Below are 18544 nucleotides of genomic sequence, written 5' to 3' on the forward strand. Positions count from 1 at the left end.
CTGCCCGGCCGGGACGGCCGAGGGGTGGACATCGGGCGGATCAACCGTATCGATGGCCATTCGTCCCGCCCGGGCCGGTTCGACGGGAGGTTCAGGCGCAGGCGCATATTCGTGTGCGATCCGGTAGCGTTCGCCAGAGTGCCGAGTGCGGCAGCGACTCGGTGCGTGTGGAGTTCGAACGCGAGGGAGTGGCAGTTGGGGGATGCGCCGGACGAAGGCCCACCGCGCCTGGTCGACCTGGTTTCCCGTCGACTGGACGCCGACCCGTCGATCACACCCGACGTCGCCCACACCGTGCTCGAGGCGCTCGGCGCCGAACCGGATCCGCGCTCCGGGCCGGGCCACAGTGGAATCTTCGTCAGCGCCATCAGGGTTCGCGGCTTCCGCGGCATCGGTCCGCGCGCGACCCTGCGCCTCGCGCCCGGCCCCGGGCTCACGCTGGTCGTGGGCCGCAACGGCTCCGGGAAGTCCAGCTTCGCCGAGGCCGCGGAACTGGCGCTCACCGGGGTGAACCGGCGCTGGGAGGGCCGGTCGTCGGTGTGGCGGGAGGGCTGGCGGAATCTGCACGAGGGCACGGTGGCCCGCATCGACCTGGAGCTCACCACCACCGGATCCGATGCGCCGCTGACGATCCGGCGGGAATGGCCCGAGGACGCCGACCTGTCCGGCGGCACCTGGACCCTGCGCCGAAAAGGCAAGCCGCCCATCGATTATCGGGTCGAGGACTGGTCGCGGGAGCTGGAGCTGTATCGGCCGTTCCTGTCCTACAGCGAACTCGGCGCGCTCGTGGACGGGCGGCCCAGCGACCTCTTCGACGCGCTGCACCAACTGCTCGGCCTCGACGATCTGACCGCCGCCCAGGACCGCACCCGCACGCGCCGCCTCGAACTGGAACGGGCCGCCAAAGCCGCACGCGACGAACGCAATTCGCTGCTGACCGCCCTGTCGACGGTCGCCGACGACCGCGCCGCGCGGGTCTCGGACCTGCTGCGCGCCCCCGAGCCGGACCTGCCGGCCATCGGCCGCGAACTCGCGGGCGCCCGGCACGACCCGAGCGGGGCCGCGACCCTGGAGGCCGTGCTGCGGCTGCGATTACCCGAGCCGGCGGAGGTCCACGCCGCCGCCGACCACATCCACAGGTGCGCAGCCGAACTCGCCGCGCACGCCACCGGCGATATGGAAGCCGAACTGCGCGTGCTCGAGCTGCTCCGCCGCGCCCGCGACCACGTCGACGCGGGCGGGGACTGCCCGTGCCCGGTGTGCGGTCGCGGCGCTCTCGACCAGCAGTGGCGGCGCGACACCGAGATCCAGATCGGGCGGCTCACCGATCGGGCCGCCGCGCTCACCGCCGCCCGCGTCGCCCTCGAACGCGCCGTGGACCGCGCCCGCGCCCTCGTCCAGCCGGTGCCCGCGGAACTGGACCCCGCGACGCCCTCGGTCCCCAATGTCGACACCGGCCCCGCGCGCCGAACCTGGTCGGCCTGGGCCGAATTCGCCGACGCCGACTACGCCCCCGGCCTGCCGAACCGGCTGCGGACCGCGCACGGCGACGCGGTGCGCGGCCTCGAGACGCTGCGCCGCGCGGCCCGCAAGGAACTCGATCGGCTGGACGCGGTCTGGACTCCGCTCGTGCCCCGCATCGCCGCCTGGCTGCGCGACGCCACGGCCGTGGCCGCCGCCGAACCGGAGCTGCGCACCGTGCGCCGCGCCGAGGACTGGCTGAAGTCGGCCGCCGCGGGACTGCGCGAACAGCGGATGGCGCCGCTGGCCGACCACGCGCGCAGCATCTGGCGCGGGCTGCGGCAGCAGAGCAATGTCGACCTCGGCGCGATTCGCTTGCAGGGCAACGCCGGTGCGAGCCGCAAGGTGCTGCTCGACGTCACCGTCGACGACACCGGCGGCACCGCGCTGGGCGTGATGAGCCAGGGCGAGCTGCACGCGCTGGGATTGGCGCTGTTCCTGCCGCGCGCGACTGTGCCGGAGAGCCCGTTCGGCTTCGTCATGATCGACGATCCCGTGCAGGCCATGGATCCCGCCAAGGTGGACGGGCTGGCCCGGGTGCTGGCGGCCGCGGCGCGCAGCGGACGGCAGGTGGTCGTGTTCACCCACGACGAGCGCCTGGCCGAGGCGGTGCGCCGGTTGCGGCTCGAGGCGACCGTGCTGGACGTGCAGCGGCGCGAACGGTCCACGGTCGAGATCCGGGTCGCGGAGGATCCGGTACGCCGGTATCTCAGTGACGCCAATGCCCTGTTGCGGACACGGCAACTGCCCCGCCCGATCGCCGCCGAGTTGGTCATCACCTGCTGCCGGTCGGCGATCGAGGCGGCCGCGCTGGCCCGTGCGCGCGGCACCCTGCTCGGCGAGGGCGTCGACCATCGCGAGGTGCAGCGCCGCGTCGACGCCGCCCGCACCACCTGGGAGAAGGTCTCGCTGGCGATCCTCGGCGAACCCGACCGGGTGGACGACCTGAACCTGCTGCTCGACCGGGAGGCGCCCTGGGCGCGCGCGGTGCTGCGCGACGCCGCCGCGGGCGCGCACATTCGCATCGATCGCGGTGTTGGCCAATTGCTCTCGGGCACAAGGAGATTGGTCAAATGGCTGAATCCGTGACCCCGACCGTCGCCGACCGCCTCGCGGCCGCCGAGGAGTTGCTGGCCGGGACCGTCACCGACGCGGGCGGGCTGTGGTCGCGGGCGACGGTGTGGTTGCTGCGGATCGCGCTGGAACAGGCCATCGACCGGTTGTGGGCGGACGTCGCCCCGCCGCTGGCCCGGTGCAGTATGCGCGCGCAGTTGCTGGCCCTGGAACCGCACGTCGGCGCCGCGACCGCCGCCCGGATCGCCGCGCTGTGGGCGACGCTGTCGCGGGCGGGCCATCATCACGACTACGAGCTGGCGCCCACGGTCGTGGAGCTGCGCGGCTGGTACGACGACACGGTGTGGCTCGTCGGCGAACTGGATCACGCGCGGGCCGACATAATCGCGTGATGGCCGTTCTCGTCGACACCGACCCGTGCCCGTGCCGCAGTGGCGAACGGTTCGGGGCCTGTTGCGGACCCCGGCTCGACGGCACCGGTCCCGCGCCCACCGCCGAGACCCTCATGCGGTCGCGCTACACCGCCTTCGCCGTCGGGGACCGTGACTACCTGCTGAGATCCTGGCATCCCAGCACCCGGCCACGGGTGCTGGACCTGGATCCGGGGCAGCGCTGGGTGGCGCTCGAGATCCTGCGCACCGCGCGCGGCGGGCTGTTCGACGAGGACGGCGAGGTGGAGTTCCGCGCCCACTACCGCGCCGGCCGCGAACGCGGCACGCTGCACGAACGCAGCCGATTCGTCCGGGTCGCGGGCCAGTGGGTGTACCTGGACGGGATCGTCGGCTGACGTAGCCTGCCGCTATGGCACGCGTCGCGATCGAATACTGCACCCAATGCCGCTGGCTGCTGCGGGCCGGATGGATGGCCCAGGAGTTGCTGAACACCTTCGGCACCGACTTGTCCGAGGTGGCGCTGATACCGGGAAGTGGCGGAGTATTCCGCGTCACGATTGACGAGCAGCAGATCTGGGAACGTCGAGCCGACGGCGGTTTTCCCGAGATCGCGGTACTCAAGCAACGGGTCCGCGATCGGATCGACCCAGGTCGCGACCTCGGTCATATCGATCGCGGATGAGTTGCCGTCGCCGAAGGTGATCGTGGACGTACTCTCGATATACGGAGTACGAGGAGGTGCGAGATGAGCACTCAATTCTTCGAGGCGGCCCCCAGCGCGGATATGGACGCCCCGGCCCCCGTCGCGCGGACCACCGCGGGGGCGGTGCGCGGTCTGCGGCAGGGCGGAGTGCACACGTGGCGCAGCATTCCCTACGCCGCCGCACCCGCCGGACCTCGTCGTTTCGCACCGCCCCAGCCCCCGCCGCCCTGGGAGGGCGTGCGCGACTGCGTCGAATTCGGTGAGATCGCCCCGCAGACCATGGGGGCGATGGTTCCCGTCGATTCCGGGCTGCGGATGGGCGAGGACTGCCTGTGGGTGAACGTGTGGGCGCCCGCGCGCACCTCCGAGGAACCCCGGCCGGTGATGGTCTGGTTGCACGGCGGCGCCTACTGCCTCGGCACGGCCGCGCAGACCATCTACGACGGCCGCCGCCTGGTCGAGGCCGGGGATGTCGTCGTGGTCGGGGTGAACTATCGGCTCGGGGCGCTCGGCTTCCTCGATCTGTCCTCGCTGGGCGAGGACTTCGTGCCCAATCTCGGCCTGCGCGACCAGATCGCCGCGCTGGAGTGGGTGCGCGACAATATCGCGGCCTTCGGCGGGGACCCCGGCAATGTCACGCTGTTCGGGGAGTCCTCGGGCGCGGGTTGTGTGACCGCCCTGCTCACCGCGCCGCGCGCGGCCGGGCTGTTCCATCGGGCGATCGCCCAGAGTCCGCCCGCGACAACGGTTTTCGGCCGCGAGCGGGCCGCCGGGGTGGCGCGCCGGTTCCTGGAGCTGCTGGATCTGCCGCCCGAGCGCGCGGCGGAACTGCTGGAGTGCCCGATCGAGCGGATCATCGACGCGGCGGGCGTGCTGCTCGACGAGGTGCCGTTGCAGTCGCCGGGCCGGTTGGCGGCCGCGCCCGTCGTGGACGGCGATGTGCTGCCGGGATATCCGGCGGATCGGTTCCAGCAGGGGCGGTCGCATCGGGTGCCGTTGATCATCGGGACCAACAAGGAGGAGGCGTCGCTGTTCCGGCTGTTCCGCTCGCCGATCATGCCGGTGACGCCGGACGCGGTCAACGCGATGTTGCAGGCGGTCGCGACCGAACATCCGAACGTATCGGCCGAGCGGATCGCGGAGATCACCTCGGCGTATCCGGACCTCGCCAAAACCCGTGGCGCGCTTGCCATGTCGACCGACGCGGCGTTCCGGATGCCCGCGCACTGGGTGGCCGACGCGCACTCCCGGCACACCCGGACCTGGATGTATCGCTTCGATCAGGCGACGCCGATGCTGAAGGCGGCCCGGGTCGGCGCGGGCCACGCGACCGAATTGCCGTATGTCTTCGGCAATTTCGGCACGCTGAACCACGATCCGACGTTCTGGCTGGGCGGCCGCAAGGTCGCCACCGAGGTGTCGGGGCGCATGATGCGACGCTGGCTCGCCTTCGCCGAGCACGGGGTCCCGGCGGCGCTGGACGGCTCCAAGCATTGGCCGCCCTATCGGGAGTCGACGCGCACGACGTTGGTCATCGACGCGGTGGACAGCGTGGTGGATGATCCGGACCACGATCTGCACACGGCGTGGGGGGATCAGGCTGTCGGGTTCAGCTGAGGGCCACCGGCCGGGGGACGCAGGGCCGTGGGGTTCAGCTGAGGTCAGCGCTCGGAAGACACAGGGCCGCAGGGTTCAGCGGAGGCCACCGCCTGGAGGACGCAGGGCCGTGGGATTCAGCGGAGGCCACCGCCTGGAGGACGCAAGGCCGTGGGGTTCAGTGGAGGCCACTGCTCGGAGGACACAGGGCCGCAGGGTTCAGCTGATGCTCGGGGCGGGGTGGTGGGCCGGTTCGCCGAGGGCCACCGGGAGGTGGGTGTAGCCGTGGAGGGTGAAGACCGAGCGGCGGCGGGGGCGGCCCGCGAGGCGGAGGTCGGGGAAGCGGTCGAACAGGGCCTGTAGCGCGTAGACGCCTTCCATGCGGGCGAGGCTGGCGCCGAGGCAGACGTGGATGCCCGAGGAGAACGTCAGGTGCTCCTTGGCGTTGGGGCGGGTGACGTCGAAGCGGGTCGGGTCCTCGAAGACCTTCGGGTCGCGGTTGGCTCCGGCGAGGGAGATGACCACGGTGTGGCCCTTGCGCAGCCGGACGCCGTTCAGCTCGATGTCGTCGGTGAGCGCGGTGCGGGCGGTGGTCTGCACGGGCGGGTCGAAGCGCAGGATCTCCTCGATCGCGTTGGGCCACAGGTCCGGATCCTCGCGCAGGCGGGCCAGCTGGTCGGGGTGGGTGAGCAGCTGGACGACGCCGTTGCCGATGAGGTTGACCGTGGTCTCGAAGCCCGCGCCCATGAGCAGGCTCGCCGACGCCTTCAGCTCGCGGTCGTCGAGTTCGCCCGCGGTGACCAGGCTGGACAGGATGTCCTCGCCGGGTTCGCGGCGCAACCGGGCGATGTGGTCGTCGAGGTAGGTGTTCATGACCTTCATCGAGCGCATGGCCTGCTGGTAGGTGCGCCAGGACAGGCCGACGTCGAGCAGCGGGCTCATGGCGTCGCCCCACTCGAGGAACAGGTCGCGGGAATCGTCCGGGAAGCCGAGCATTTCGGAGATGATCGCGATCGGGACCTGCGAGGCGTAGGTGGCGACGAGATCGGCCGACCCGCCCGCGGGCAGCGCGGCCAGCAGTTCCTCGGTCACCGATTCCACCCGGGCGCGCAGCCGGGCGATCGCGCGCGGGGTGAAGGCGGAGGTCACCGGGCGGCGCATCCGGGTGTGGTCCGGGGGGTCGATGACGAGCATGGAGGGCGGTTCGACGGGGTTGGGCGGCAACGGGTTTCGTTCGGTCAACCGTTGCAGCGGACGGGGCACCTCGAAGCTGTCCGGGGCGCGCACGCCCCACCGGTTGTCGCGCAGAATCGTCCGGCACAGCTCGTGATCCATGACCGCCGAGCCGATCGGCGAGGGCACCACCGGTCCCCGCGCGCGCAACTCGTCGAGCACCGGATACGGATCGTGCGCGCTGGACTCCTCGATCATCAAGCGGGACAACGCATCCCCGCGCCGCGCGAACATCTTCATCGCGTATCGCGGCATCCCCTGCGCCGACACCCACCGGAGCACATACTGCGGCATCATCGCCATCCCCGTTCGTCGTCCAGTCCTGGTCCCACCGTACGAAACCACCCGGCCCCCCGAAACGTGCCCGAGACGGACCCCGACCCCCTACCCAGGTAGGACACGCCGCCGATCCTACGCGGGGCCGGCCCAGCCGCACCCTTTATTCGGATCCGCACCCGTTGTGGGGGCTTGTAGGGGGTGCGGATTCGAATAAAGGGTGCGGCTGTGTTGCGTAGCTTTTGGGGGTTAGGGGCGGGTGTGGGTTATGTGTTCGGTGTGGAGGCGGTGGGGGTTGGGGGTGGGGTTTGTGACCTGGACGAGGGAGGCGCCGGCGGCGTAGATGGCGAGGAGGTCTTCGGTGAGGAGTTGGGGGGTGGTCCAGGGGGTGGTGGAGAGGACTCGGGAGTCCTCGGTGAAGGATTGGGATTTCGCGGAGGCGCGGGCTTGGGTGAGGACCTCTTGGACGGAGGCGCCTTCCAGGGCGGGGCCGGTCGTGGTGGGGTGGAACTGGTCGGGGTGGACGCGGACCGAGGTGGCGTAGTCGACCACGCCCACGGGGAGGTCGCGGGCGGGGCCGCCCATGGGGTCGAGGGAGAGGACGGCAACCTCGGGGATGTCGGCGGCGTCGTCGACGCGGTCGGCGGCGGTGAAGGCCATTTCGGCGGTGGGGTCGGGGCGGAGGACGACCTCGGTGCCCGCCCACCAGCAGCCGAGCAGGACGGCGGCGGTCTGCCAGTGGGCGGGGAGCAGGACGGCGACGCGGCCGCCGGGTTGGACGCCGAACTCGTCGCGAATCATGTTGGCGGTCTTGGCCGCCCAGTTGGCGAGGGTCAGGGCGGACAGTTCGATGCGGGCGCCGAGGGCGTCGTCGTAGTAGGTGATGCGCGGACCGGCCGGGTCGCGGGCCAGGATGGGATCGAGCAGCGCGCCGGTGAGGGTCTGGTTCAGTTCACGCATTTGGGTCCGTTCTGGCCGGCGTCGATGGGTGGGGCGGGGGGCACCGGGGTCGCGGTCGTCGTCGCCGACGTTCCGGACATGTCGAACAGGCTGCCCGCCGCCGAGCCGGGACCAGAATAGTCACCGCTCAGCACGACGCGGACCGTGCCCTCGGGCAGTCCGGCCTCCGCCGTGACGGTCAGTCCGCCCAGGGCCTTGGCGACGGCCTTGGCCTTGGGATCGGCGGCGCTGCCCGCGACCACCCGGCTCGACGACACCGGGCCGCCGATCCAGTTGTCCACGGTCCCGGTACGGAAACCCTTGCCCGCCAAGGCTTGTGCCACCTGTCCGGCGAGGCCGGGCGTGCCGCTCGCGTTGTAGACGTCGGCGGTCACCGACGACGGTTCGGGTGTGTCGGAATCGGTGGCGTGGCCGCCGCCGACCATGGCCGCCACATACGACTTCACCGCGCGCGGTTCGACCTTCACGACCGATTCGCCGGATGCCGTGGTGCTGTTGATGTCCGCCACCGGAATGGTCTCGAACTGGACCTGCCCGGCCGAAAGATCGCGCAGTTGCTGCACGAAACGCATGACGTCCCAATCGTCGTCGAGCACGATCGTGCGACCGACCGCGTCGCTGAGCTGCTTCAGCCTGCCGGGGTCGGCGAGGATGCGGGCGCTGAGCGCCTGATGCACCAGCGAGGCCATGAACACCTGCTGGCGCACGATCCGATCCAGATCCCCGCGCGGCAGATCGTGGCGCTGGCGCACGAAGCTCAGGGCCTCCGGACCGTCCAGGCGCTGCTCGCCCGCCGGGAACTGCGCGCCCGAAAGCGGTTCGTCCACCGCGTTGTTCAGGCACACCTGCACCCCGCCGACGGCATCGGTGAGCAGCACGAAACCCAGCAGGCTCACCTCGGCGTAGTGGTCGACGGTGATACCGGTCAGATTGCCGACGGTCTTGATCAGCGCCTGCCGCCCGGCCTGGGTGGACTGGCGTTCCACCTCGGCGTCGGACAGGCCCTGGGCGATCAGCTTCTGGCGTGCCTTCTCCTTGGTGACGCCGTAGGCCGAATTGATCTTGCCCATACCGATTCCCGGGATGTCGACGTAGGAGTCGCGGGGGATGGACAGCGCGGTCGCCGAGCGGCCGTCGTTGGGGACGCGCATCAACACGATGGTGTCGGTATTGGTGCCGACCTCGTCGCCCGCGTGCAGCATGGCGCGTTCCGAACTCGACAGCGGATTGCCGTGCGCGTCGGTGCGGCTGTCGATGCCGACCATGAGAATGTCGGTCGCACCGTCGCTTCCGCCGCCCAGGCCCAGATTGCCGATCCGCTCGATGCCCGACACCAGGCCGTCGACGCCGTGCCAGCCGAAGCCAGTGACGGCGAAGACCAGGGTGGCCGCGACCGCCGCGATGAGCCGGCCGGAACGGTTCACCGGCGGTTTGCCGTAATAGTCACGCGAACGCGGGCCGCGCAGAGGGGAACTCGTGCCACGCGCTCGCGACAGCGTTGTTCCACCTCTGCCCTGCGTCACGTGTGCCGTCCTTTCGACCCCACCCGATAACCCCATGTTGACTGTCTACCCCTCGAGGGTCGAGGCTAACGAATGCGAGGGGGCGCATGGTTCAACCGGCACCGGCGCGGCGTGCCAGACTTGCCGCGTGCATTCCTCGTCCGACTCGCGTCTGGTCGTCACCGGGGCCGGGGGACAACTCGGCCGCGCCGTGATCGCCCGCGCGCCCGAGGCGCTCGCGCTGGGCCGCGGGGACCTCGACATCACCGATCCCGCGGCGGTGCGCGCCACCCTGCGGCCCGGCGACCTCGTCCTGAACTGCGCCGCGTACACGGCCGTGGACACCGCCGAATCGAACGAGGCCGCGGCCTTCGCGGGCAACGAGACCGGACCCGCCGTGCTCGCCGCCGCGTGTGCGGCCCTGGGCGCGAGGCTGATTCACGTATCGACCGATTACGTCTTCGACGGCCACGGCACCCGGCCCTACGAACCGGACGATCCGACCGGACCGACCAGCGTCTACGGACGTTCCAAACTGGCCGGGGAACGGGCCGTTCGGACACTGGGCGAGGACGGGCACATCGTGCGGACCGCGTGGGTCTACACCGGCGACCACGGCGACTTCGTCGCCACCATGCGGCGGCTGGAACGCGAGCGGGAGACGGTGTCGGTGGTGAACGACCAACTGGGTTCGCCCACCTACGCCGACGATCTCGCCGCCGGACTCCTCGAACTGGCCGCGCGCGTGAATTCGCCCGGGCCGCAACCGCTTCCGGCGGTGCTGCACGCCACCAACGCCGGGCAGGCGACCTGGTTCGAGCTGGCGCGTGCTGTATTCGAGGAGGTCGGCGCCGACCCCGACCGGGTGCGGCCGTGCACCAGCGCCGAATTCCCGAGTCCCGTACGGAGACCGGCGTATTCGGTGTTGTCCGATCGCGCCTGGGTCGCCGCGGGACTCACCCCGCTGCGGGATTGGCGTCTCGCCCTCCGCGACGCACTGCGTCGCGTCTGCGGATAGGCTGGGCCCCCGTGAACGCTTCGGAACCCTCCGCTCGACCCGGCCTGGTCGTGGTCACCGTCACGTATTCGCCCGGTGAGCACCTCGAACACTTCATCAGCACGCTGGCGGGTGCGACCAATGAGAAGCCGCAGGTCGTTCTGGCCGACAACGGGTCCACCGACGGGACGCCGGAGCTGGCGGCCGAGGCCAACGAGCATGTGCGGCTGCTGCGCACGGGGGGCAACATCGGGTACGGCGGCGCGATCAATCGCGCGGTGGCCGAGATCGATCCGGCGGTCGAGTTCATCGTCATCGCGAATCCGGACATTCGGTGGGGGACCGACTCGATCGACCGGTTGCTCGAGGCGGCGCAGCGCTGGCCGCGGGCGGGCGCGCTGGGACCGCTCGTGCTCGAACCGGACGGCAGCGTCTACCCGTCGGCGCGGCGCGTGCCGGGACTGCTCGACGGCGCGGGGCACGCGGTGCTCGGCACGATCTGGCCGACCAATCCGTGGACCCGTCGGTATCGCCAGGAGAACGAGGAACTGTCCGAGCGCTCGGTCGGGTGGCTGTCGGGGTCGTGTCTGCTGGTGCGCCGGGCCGCGTTCGACTCGATCGACGGATTCGACTCGCGCTACTTCATGTACATGGAGGACGTCGACTTCGGCGACCGGATGGGCAAGGCGGGCTGGCACAATGTATTCGTGCCGACGGCCGAGGTCACGCACGCGAAGGGGCATGCGGCAGGGCGCAATCCCGAGGCGATGCTGCCCGCCCATCACGCCTCCGCGTATCGTTTCCAGGCCGACCGGCATCCGCACTGGTGGCAGGCCCCGTTGCGGCTCGCGCTGCGCGCCGGACTTGCGATCCGCTGCCGCCTTGCGGTTCGATCTGCGCTGCGTGAGCGCGCCGCGCAGCAATAGGGCGCGACGGATCTCTTCGGCCACGCGCGCGTGGATCGAACCTGAACAGGGAGACTGATGGCGGACAACTCGGCTGTGCCCGGCACCGCGACCGATGCCGTGATCCTGGTCGGCGGCCAGGGGACGCGGCTGCGGCCGTTGACCCTCTCGGCACCGAAACCCATGCTGCCGGTGGCCGGTCTGCCGTTCCTGCACCACCTGCTCGCCCGCATCGCCGACGCGGGCATCACCCACGTCGTGCTCGGCACCTCGTTCAAGGCCGAGGTGTTCGAGGCGCATTTCGGCGACGGCGCCGACCTCGGACTCGAGATCGAGTACGTCACCGAGACCGAGCCGCTGGGCACCGGCGGCGGCATTCGCAACGTGCTGCCGAAGCTGCGCGCCGACACCGTGATGGTGTTCAACGGTGACGTGCTCGGCGGCAGCGATCTGGGCGCGATCCTCGACACGCACGTGTCGAGCAACGCCGATGTCACGCTGCATCTGGTGCGGGTCAGCGATCCGCGCGCGTTCGGATGCGTGCCGACCGACGAAACCGGCCGGGTCACAGCGTTTCTGGAGAAGACCCAGGATCCGCCCACCGATCAGATCAACGCCGGGTGCTACGTGTTCCGGCGCGAGTACATCGAGAAGATCCCGTCCGGTCGGCCGGTGTCGGTGGAGCGGGAGGTGTTCCCGGCGCTGCTGACCGAGGGTGCGCATATTCAGGGACATGTCGACATCTCCTATTGGCGGGATATGGGCACCCCGGAGGATTTCGTCCGGGGCTCGGCGGATCTGGTGCGGGGCATCGCGCCCTCGCCCGCGCTGCCCGGCCAGCGCGGGGAGTCGCTGGTGCACGCCGGCGCGGGTGTCGCGCCGGGCGCGCTGCTGATCGGCGGGACCGTGGTCGGCCGGGGCGCGGAGGTCGGGGCGGGGGCCCGCCTCGACGGTGCGGTGTTGTTCGACGGCGCCCGCGTGGAAGCCGGTGCGACCGTGGAACGTTCGATCATCGGGTTCGGTGCTCGGATCGGGCCGCGGGCGCTGGTCCGCGACGCCGTCATCGGGGACGGGGCCAGTGTCGGCGCGCGGTGCGAGTTGCTGCGCGGGGCCCGGGTGTGGCCGGGGGTGGAGATCCCCGACGGCGGCATCCGCTTCTCCACCGACGTGTAGCCCTCGCTCAGGCCGCGACCGGAACGGGGGTCGCGGCCCGAGCGCCGGACGATTCCGCGCGGCCCGCCCGCCGCTCACGCAGCAGCAGGAGACCGGTCAGGAGGACCAGGGCCGCGGTGAGTCCGTGCACGCTCAGGGCGATGGCCGTGGAGCCGTGGTAGCTCAGCACCGTGAGCATGTCGCCGATGGGGATCAGGGCGATCGCCAGCATGGTCACCCCCAGGGCGAGGCGTTGCCGGGTCGCCAGCAGGGCCAGCAGCAGCACGCCGGAGGCGGTGTCGCGCACGCCCTTCAGATTCAGGAACGCGACGGCGTCGCCGTGCGGCCACTCCGGTAGGCCGAAACCGGTGGCGGTGGATTCGGGGACGAGGAGATAGCCGACGCCGATGTAGAGGATGAACGCGGCGCCGAGCAGGACGAGACCGGTGTTGATGCGGGACAAGGTCATTGGAGTGCTCCGAAATCTAGCGTTGCTATTGGATGCGGCAACCATAGCTTGTCGGCGGCTATGTTGTCTAGCGGTGCTAGAATCGAATTCGTGAGCACTCAGGCCAGACGAGAACGCCAGCGCGCCGAGCGGCATCAGCAGATCATCGACACCGCCCGCGAGATCGCCGAGACGCAGGGCTGGGAGTTGGTGACGGTCCGCCGCCTCGCCGACGCCATCGAGTACAGCCAGCCTGTGCTCTACAGCCACTTCCACGGCCGCGACGCCATCGTCGCCGCCGTCGCCGAACAGGGTTTCGTCGAGTTGACCGAGTTGATGCGGCGGCTGCGGGCCGCGGCGCGGACCCCCGAGGAGGCGCTCGTCGCGGTCGCCCGCGGCTTCCTCGAGTTCGCGCGCACCAATCCCGCCCTCTACGAGGCCATGTTCGTGCAGAAGGTGGACCTGAAATTCGGCGACGGCGCCCCCGAGGTCCTGGTCGAGGGCTTCGCGGAGCTGATGGCCGTATTCGCCCCCTTCGCGGGCGACCACGACCCGGAGACCTTCACCGAGGTCGCCATGAGCGCCCTGCACGGGCTGGCCCACCTCGACCACCACGCCCGCCTCCGCCCCGACTTCCGCCGCCAGCGCCTGAACATCCTCGTGGAGCAGTGGACCCGCGGCCGCGCGGTCGAGCACGCCTGAACCTCGGCCCCCGAGGGGCGGGCCTGGACCGAAGCGCGCCAAGGGCATTGGGCCGTCTCCTCCGTCGGCCGCGACAGGGCGGAGGGCTCGGGCCGCCGAATGGCCGGGCGGATTCGGGGTCGCGCCTACAGTGGGGACCATGGCTGATGCGGTGGTGGTGGGAGCGGGGCCGAACGGGCTCGCGGCGGGGGTGATCCTCGCTCGGGCGGGCCTCGAGGTGGAGGTGTACGAGGCGGGGGAGACGATCGGGGGCGGCTGCCGGACGGCGGAGTCGACCTTGCCGGGCTATCACCACGATGTGTGCGCGGGTGCGCATCCCATGGCCGTGGCGTCACCGTTCTTCCGGGCGTTCGATCTGGCCGCGCACGGAGTGGAGATGCTGACGCCGGAGGCGTCCTACGCGCATCCGCTCGACGGGGGTGTGGCCGGGGTGGCCTGGCGGGATCTCGACCGGACCGTGGCGGGGCTGGGGCGGGACGGCGCGGCGTGGCGGCGGTTGTACGAGCCGCTGGTGCGGCGCTGGGAAGGCGTTGTGGCCCTGGCGATGTCGGACCTGCGGCATCCGCCGCTGGACGTGGGCGTCGGCGTGCGGTTCGGGCGGCGGATGCTGGAACAGGCATCGCCGTTGTGGGGCTTGCGATTTCGGGAGGAGCCCGCCGCGGCCCTGTTCACCGGGGTGAGCGCGCACGCGATCTCGCCGCCGCGCTCGTTGCCGCCCGCGGGGGTCGCGCTGTTGCTGGGCACGCTCGCGCACGCCGAGGGGTGGCCGGTGCCGCGGGGCGGGAGTCAGGCCATCGTCGACGCGCTCGCGGCGGATCTGGTGAAACACGGTGGCCGCATCGAGACCGGGACGAGGGTCGACTCGCTCGACGAATTCCGTTCCGCGCGAACGATTCTGCTCGACACCGCGCCCGCCGAACTGCTGCGCGTCGCGGGCGACGATCTGCCCGAGCGCTACACCCGCCAGCTCGAGCGGTTCCGCTACGGCGGGGCGGCCTGCAAGGTGGACTTCGCCCTGTCCGGTCCGGTGCCGTGGCAGGGCGAGGGCTGTGATCGCGCGGGGACCCTGCATGTGGTCGGCACTCGCGCCGAGGCCGTCGCCGCCGAAAAGGCCGTCGCCGCGGGCGAACACGCGCAACGGCCCTACGTCCTGGTCATCCAGCCCGATATCGTCGACGACACGCGCGCGCCCGAGGGCGGGCACACGCTGTACACCTACGCCCACGTGCCGAACGGTTCCCCGCGCGACGTGAGCGGCGCCGTCGTCAATCAGCTCGAGCGCTTCGCCCCCGGCTTCCGCGACCTCGTCCTCGCCACGAACGTCCGCACCGCGGCCGAAATGCCCTACTACAACGCCAATTACGTGGGCGGCGACATCTCCGCGGGCGCGATGACCCTGCTCCAGACCCCGCTGCGCCCGGCCCCGCGCTGGAATCCGTACGCGACCCCGCTGCCCGGCGTCTACTTCTGCTCGTCGTCCACCCCGCCGGGTCCCGGCGTGCACGGCATGTCCGGGCTGCACGCCGCCCGGCACGCCCTGCGGGAACGGTTCGCGATCACCACCGAGCCCGAGGCGTTGCTGCGGCCGGCGTAGCTCAGCGGCTCGATTCGGTGGCCTGCTGGCTGCGGTACAGGTCGGGTTCGATGTACATGAGCCTCGCGGCCGGAACCGCCTCGCGGACACGGGCTTCCGCGGCATCGATGGCCTGCGCCACGTCGGCGATGTCGAGGCCCGGGACGATGGCGACCTTGGCGGCGATGAGCAGTTCCTCGGGGCCGAGGTACTCGGTGCGCAGATGGATGACGCGGTCGATGCGGCTGCCGTCCACCAGGTTCTCGCGGATCTTGCGGTCCTGCGTCGGGGTCGCGCCCTCGCCGATGAGCAGACTCTTCATCTCGACGATCAGGACCACGGCGATGGTGCCGAGCAGGGCGGCGATGCCGAGGGTGCCGATGCCGTCCCAGATCGGATTGTCGGTGAGGACGGTGAGCACGACCGCGACGAGGGCGAAGGCCAGGCCGATGAGCGCGCCGGAGTCCTCGAGCAGGACCACGGGCAGCTCCGGATTGCGGGAGTTGCGGATGAACCGCCACCAGCTCAGATTGCCGCGCAGCGGGGCGGATTCGCGCATCGCGGTGACGAAGCTGAAGCCCTCCAGGGCCACCGCGATCACCAGGATCACGATCGCCACGATCGGCGACTCCAGCTTCTCCGGATGCTGGATCTTGTGGATGCCCTCGTACAGCGAGAACATCGCGCCCAGGGTGAACAGCACCAGCGCGACGACGAACGAGTAGAAGTACCGATTGCGCCCGTAACCGAAGGGATGCTTGGCGTCGGCCTCCTGCTCGGCGCGCCGCTGACCCAGCAGCAACAACCCCTGGTTGCCGGTGTCGGCCACCGAGTGCACCGCCTCGGACAGCATCGACGACGAACCCGTGATCGCCGCACCCACGAACTTCGCGATGGCGATCCCCAGGTTCGCGGTCAACGCCGCGAAGATCGCCTTCTTACCGCCACCGGCAGACATGTCGCAGCCCTGGTCCTTCCGTCTCGCGGCGCGCACCTGCGAGCCGTGTCCGATTCGCCCGGATATTACCGATCGTGAACGCAGGCGCAGAACACCTGGGCCGCATCCGCGTCCGCCCGCGCCCGCACCGGGCCGTCCGCGGCCGACACCCAGGCCGCGCCGCCCGGGGCGATCCGCAGTTCGTCGGCGCCGTGCCGCAACCACGGGTTGCCCGCCGTGCACAAGATGATGCCCGGTCCGCCGTCGAGGATCTCCACCGGCTCCGCGTCCGGCGTCAGCTCGAACCGCCGCAGCTCGAATTCGCGTGCGGGCGTGGGATATCCGAACGCCCCGTCGCCCAGCGGTTCGGGCGCGACGATCGGGACCTCGAGCGGTTCGAAGTCCAGGACCCGCAGCAGTTCCGGAACGTCCACGTGCTTGGGCGTCAGCCCGCCGCGCAGCACGTTGTCGGAGTTGGCCATGATCTCCACCCCGACCCCGCTGAGGTAGGCGTGCAGATTGCCCGCGGCCAGGTACAGCCCCTGCCCCGGTTCCAGCGTGATGCGGTTGAGCAGCAGCGCGGCCAGCACGCCCGCGTCGCCGGGATAGCCCTCGGCCAGCTCCAGGACGGTCCGCGCCTCGGCCACGAATTCCTTGGGGGCCGAGGCGGATTCGTCGTCGGACTGCTTGAGGTAGTGCACGCAGCCGTCGAGCACCTTGGGCAGCAGGGTGGCGAGCATGGCCTGCGGCAAGGTGATCCAGGTGGTGAACAGCGTGCGCAGACCGTCGGAATCCGGTTGCGCGCCCAGCAGTTCCGCGTAGGGGATCAGTTCCGGTACGCCCAGCGCGTGCAGCAGGGCGACCGTGCGCCGCGGCTCGCGGAATCCGGCCAGCGCCTCGAATCGTTCCAGCGCCACCACCAGTTCGGGCTTGTGGTTCTCGTCGCGGTAGTTGCGCAGCGGCGAGTCCAGCGGCACCCGCGCCTCGTTCTCGCGCCGGAACCCCGCGCGGGCCTGTTCGGCGCTGGGATGGGCCTGCAGCGACAGCGGTTCCTCGGCGGCGAGGATCTTCAGCAGGAACGGCAGGCGGCCGCCGAAAGCCGGTGCCACCGAACCCAGTTCGTGCTGCGGATCCGCGTCGACCACCTCGAGCAGCGAGGCGTTGCGGCCGTCGAGGCGCAGCCGGGCCGGATCGGCGGGATGCGCGCCGAACCACAGCTCGGCCTCCGGATGCGCGGACGGGACGGGACGCCCGCACAACCGAGCGAGCGCGGTGCGCGAACCCCAGGCATAGGAACGCAACGCACCTACGAGTTCGTGCACTAGTAGGTTCCCCCGTCGTACTGGGCCGGGCGGTCGGCGGCCACCGGTCGGCCGCCGAGCAGACGTAGATAGGCCGCCGCCATCTCCAGGCGCAGGATCAGCACGGCGAGCTGTTCGAGTTCGCCGCCGCGCACGGGTGGACGCGGCGAAACCGATTCGGCGAGCAGGTCTTCCGCGGCCGGTCCGACCGCGGCCTCGCCGCCGGTCAGCTCCGCCTCGAGGTTCAGCAGATCCGCGTCGACGAGTCCGCCGCCGCTGAACACGGCCAGCCGCCGATGCGCGGCGAGCTGATCGGCGTCGGCGCTGACCACGAACACCCGGACCCGTTCGACCGGGGCCGGACCGTCGAGCTGCTCGTCGTGGAACAGCGGATCGTAGTCCGGCGCGGCCGCGTTCGCGGCCTCGCTCAGGCGGCCGTGGGCGGCCACGGCATCGGCCAGATCCGTGGCCGTCGCGATGCGGCCCGCGGCGAGCAACAGCACCTCGGCGGCGTGCCCGGCCACCTCGGTGGCGGCGGGGGAGTCGCCCGCCAGCACGACATCGCGCTCCCGCATCCGGGCGGCCAGCGTCTTGGCCGGATTGTGGAAGACCTCGTTCTGCGGACCGTCGCGCAGCGCCTCGGCGTCGAGCAGGTCGGCGAGCGCGTTCAGATCGGGCACCAGCGTCGCCGCGCGGACCGGATCGATCGCCCGCAGCACGGCGAGTTCGACGGCCAGGTACCGCAGCAGCCGATTGTGGTCGAGCACCGGGACCCGGGGCGGCAGCACTGCCGCGCGTCCGGCCGCGGCCGCGCGCATCGGACCCTCGTCGGGCGCGGCGACGACCACCTCCGCGCCGCGGCGCAGCGCCCGGTCGACCGCGCCGATGAGCCGCGGATCGCCCGCGTCGTCCCCGGCGACCAGGACCACGTCCAACGGGCCGACCCACTGCGGAATCTCGGTGACCGGCACGATCGGCAAGCCGGCGCGGTCGCCGACCGCGGCCACCAGCAATCCCGCCGCGCGGGCCGCGCGGCCGGAGCCGGAGACCAGGACCAGACTTCGGGGGCGGAGATCGGTGAGCCGGCTCAGCGCGTCCTCACCGATGGCGGCCGCCGTCGCGCGCACCTGGGCGCCGCCCGAGGCGGCCGAGCGCAATGTCCCTCCGGAATCCGCGGCCTCCAGCGAGGCGACGTCATCGAGGTCGAGTACCGGTGTCCCTGCGATCATCGGGCGTTGCCACCTCCCCTCAATCGGGTCACCAGGCCGGTCG

At 71.2% G+C, this 18544-nt stretch carries 17 protein-coding genes; 10 read left to right on the forward strand and 7 right to left on the reverse strand.

Annotation, left to right across the window (positions count from 1 at the left end):
- Positions 1 to 195: 195 nt before the first annotated feature.
- The 5 genes from ACFYTQ_RS22175 to ACFYTQ_RS22195 all read left to right on the forward strand — a co-directional run bounded on the left by ACFYTQ_RS22175 (position 196) and on the right by ACFYTQ_RS22195 (position 5307).
- A complete protein-coding gene (locus ACFYTQ_RS22175) occupies positions 196 to 2610 on the forward strand; it encodes an AAA family ATPase (RefSeq protein ID WP_387363905.1) in 2415 nt (804 codons plus the stop codon).
- Positions 2595 to 2987, forward strand: coding sequence for a hypothetical protein (locus ACFYTQ_RS22180; RefSeq protein WP_387363908.1), 393 nt, complete (start codon positions 2595 to 2597; stop codon positions 2985 to 2987). The genes ACFYTQ_RS22175 and ACFYTQ_RS22180 overlap by 16 nt, the downstream gene beginning before the upstream one ends.
- Positions 2987 to 3382, forward strand: a complete 396-nt coding sequence (locus tag ACFYTQ_RS22185; RefSeq protein WP_387363911.1) for a YchJ family protein — start codon at positions 2987 to 2989, stop codon at positions 3380 to 3382. Before ACFYTQ_RS22180 ends, ACFYTQ_RS22185 begins: the two co-directional genes overlap by 1 nt.
- A 14-nt stretch (positions 3383 to 3396) precedes the next feature.
- The gene (locus ACFYTQ_RS22190; RefSeq protein WP_387363914.1) at positions 3397 to 3669 is read left to right on the forward strand and encodes a SelT/SelW/SelH family protein; all 273 of its coding nucleotides are present in this window, start codon (positions 3397 to 3399) and stop codon (positions 3667 to 3669) included.
- Between the two features lie 63 nt (positions 3670 to 3732).
- On the forward strand, positions 3733 to 5307 hold the full coding sequence (locus ACFYTQ_RS22195; RefSeq protein WP_387363917.1) for a carboxylesterase/lipase family protein: 1575 nt from the start codon (positions 3733 to 3735) through the stop codon (positions 5305 to 5307).
- 198 nt (positions 5308 to 5505) lie between these two features.
- Here the strand turns inward: ACFYTQ_RS22195 and ACFYTQ_RS22200 are convergent, their stop codons facing one another.
- The 3 genes from ACFYTQ_RS22200 to ACFYTQ_RS22210 all read right to left on the reverse strand — a co-directional run bounded on the left by ACFYTQ_RS22200 (position 5506) and on the right by ACFYTQ_RS22210 (position 9179).
- On the reverse strand, positions 5506 to 6816 hold the full coding sequence (locus ACFYTQ_RS22200; protein WP_387364269.1) for a cytochrome P450: 1311 nt from the start codon (positions 6814 to 6816) through the stop codon (positions 5506 to 5508).
- A gap of 228 nt (positions 6817 to 7044) precedes the next feature.
- On the reverse strand, positions 7045 to 7755 hold the full coding sequence (locus ACFYTQ_RS22205; protein WP_387363920.1) for a TIGR03089 family protein: 711 nt from the start codon (positions 7753 to 7755) through the stop codon (positions 7045 to 7047).
- Positions 7743 to 9179: an LCP family protein gene (locus tag ACFYTQ_RS22210; RefSeq protein ID WP_387363923.1), complete on the reverse strand. Its 1437-nt coding sequence runs from the start codon at positions 9177 to 9179 to the stop codon at positions 7743 to 7745. Before ACFYTQ_RS22210 ends, ACFYTQ_RS22205 begins: the two co-directional genes overlap by 13 nt.
- 226 nt (positions 9180 to 9405) lie before the next feature.
- On the opposite strand from ACFYTQ_RS22210, the gene rfbD reads away from it, so the two are divergent.
- From rfbD to ACFYTQ_RS22225, 3 genes are read left to right on the forward strand one after another with little or no spacing between them, the layout of a single operon-like run.
- Positions 9406 to 10275 (forward strand): dTDP-4-dehydrorhamnose reductase, encoded by an 870-nt coding sequence (rfbD, locus tag ACFYTQ_RS22215; protein ID WP_387363926.1) that lies wholly within the window; start codon positions 9406 to 9408, stop codon positions 10273 to 10275.
- An 11-nt stretch (positions 10276 to 10286) separates the two neighbouring features.
- On the forward strand, positions 10287 to 11180 hold the full coding sequence (locus ACFYTQ_RS22220; protein ID WP_387363929.1) for a glycosyltransferase family 2 protein: 894 nt from the start codon (positions 10287 to 10289) through the stop codon (positions 11178 to 11180).
- Positions 11181 to 11237: 57 nt separating this feature from the next.
- Positions 11238 to 12332, forward strand: coding sequence for a sugar phosphate nucleotidyltransferase (locus ACFYTQ_RS22225; protein WP_387363932.1), 1095 nt, complete (start codon positions 11238 to 11240; stop codon positions 12330 to 12332).
- Positions 12333 to 12339: 7 nt separating this feature from the next.
- Here ACFYTQ_RS22225 and ACFYTQ_RS22230 read toward each other — a convergent pair whose 3' ends face one another.
- Complete coding sequence (locus ACFYTQ_RS22230) at positions 12340 to 12780, reverse strand: DUF4267 domain-containing protein (RefSeq protein WP_387363935.1); 441 nt, start codon at positions 12778 to 12780, stop codon at positions 12340 to 12342.
- 90 nt (positions 12781 to 12870) lie between these two features.
- Here ACFYTQ_RS22230 and ACFYTQ_RS22235 point away from each other — a divergent pair, with 90 nt between their 5' ends.
- Together ACFYTQ_RS22235 and ACFYTQ_RS22240 are read left to right on the forward strand one after the other, a co-directional pair.
- Complete coding sequence (locus ACFYTQ_RS22235; protein ID WP_387363938.1) at positions 12871 to 13461, forward strand: TetR/AcrR family transcriptional regulator; 591 nt, start codon at positions 12871 to 12873, stop codon at positions 13459 to 13461.
- 139 nt (positions 13462 to 13600) lie between these two features.
- Positions 13601 to 15055, forward strand: a complete 1455-nt coding sequence (locus ACFYTQ_RS22240; protein WP_387363941.1) for a phytoene desaturase family protein — start codon at positions 13601 to 13603, stop codon at positions 15053 to 15055.
- Between the two features lies 1 nt (position 15056).
- Here the strand turns inward: ACFYTQ_RS22240 and ACFYTQ_RS22245 are convergent, their stop codons facing one another.
- From ACFYTQ_RS22245 to ACFYTQ_RS22255, 3 genes are all read right to left on the reverse strand, one after another.
- Positions 15057 to 15992, reverse strand: a complete 936-nt coding sequence (locus ACFYTQ_RS22245; RefSeq protein ID WP_387363944.1) for a cation diffusion facilitator family transporter — start codon at positions 15990 to 15992, stop codon at positions 15057 to 15059.
- A gap of 65 nt (positions 15993 to 16057) precedes the next feature.
- The gene (gene manA / locus ACFYTQ_RS22250; RefSeq protein ID WP_387363947.1) at positions 16058 to 17293 is read right to left on the reverse strand and encodes a mannose-6-phosphate isomerase, class I; all 1236 of its coding nucleotides are present in this window, start codon (positions 17291 to 17293) and stop codon (positions 16058 to 16060) included.
- Positions 17293 to 18501 (reverse strand): tobH protein, encoded by a 1209-nt coding sequence (locus ACFYTQ_RS22255; RefSeq protein ID WP_387363950.1) that lies wholly within the window; start codon positions 18499 to 18501, stop codon positions 17293 to 17295. Before ACFYTQ_RS22255 ends, manA begins: the two co-directional genes overlap by 1 nt.
- Positions 18502 to 18544: the final 43 nt, after the last annotated feature.

The organism is Nocardia sp. NPDC004068, assembly GCF_042874315.1.
Lineage (GTDB): Bacteria > Actinomycetota > Actinomycetes > Mycobacteriales > Mycobacteriaceae > Nocardia.

Bases quoted from the DNA above. Each gene is read 5' to 3' on its own strand.
- ACFYTQ_RS22180 (WP_387363908.1), top strand. From the start codon at position 2,595: ATGGCTGAATCCGTGACCCCGACCGTCGCCGACCGCCTCGCGGCCGCC.
- ACFYTQ_RS22185 (WP_387363911.1), top strand. From the start codon at position 2,987: ATGGCCGTTCTCGTCGACACCGACCCGTGCCCGTGCCGCAGTGGCGAA.
- ACFYTQ_RS22190 (WP_387363914.1), top strand. From the start codon at position 3,397: ATGGCACGCGTCGCGATCGAATACTGCACCCAATGCCGCTGGCTGCTG.
- ACFYTQ_RS22195 (WP_387363917.1), top strand. From the start codon at position 3,733: ATGAGCACTCAATTCTTCGAGGCGGCCCCCAGCGCGGATATGGACGCC.
- ACFYTQ_RS22200 (WP_387364269.1), bottom strand. From the start codon at position 6,816: ATGATGCCGCAGTATGTGCTCCGGTGGGTGTCGGCGCAGGGGATGCCG.
- ACFYTQ_RS22205 (WP_387363920.1), bottom strand. From the start codon at position 7,755: ATGCGTGAACTGAACCAGACCCTCACCGGCGCGCTGCTCGATCCCATC.
- ACFYTQ_RS22225 (WP_387363932.1), top strand. From the start codon at position 11,238: ATGGCGGACAACTCGGCTGTGCCCGGCACCGCGACCGATGCCGTGATC.
- ACFYTQ_RS22230 (WP_387363935.1), bottom strand. From the start codon at position 12,780: ATGACCTTGTCCCGCATCAACACCGGTCTCGTCCTGCTCGGCGCCGCG.
- ACFYTQ_RS22240 (WP_387363941.1), top strand. From the start codon at position 13,601: ATGGCTGATGCGGTGGTGGTGGGAGCGGGGCCGAACGGGCTCGCGGCG.
- ACFYTQ_RS22245 (WP_387363944.1), bottom strand. From the start codon at position 15,992: ATGTCTGCCGGTGGCGGTAAGAAGGCGATCTTCGCGGCGTTGACCGCG.
- ACFYTQ_RS22255 (WP_387363950.1), bottom strand. From the start codon at position 18,501: ATGATCGCAGGGACACCGGTACTCGACCTCGATGACGTCGCCTCGCTG.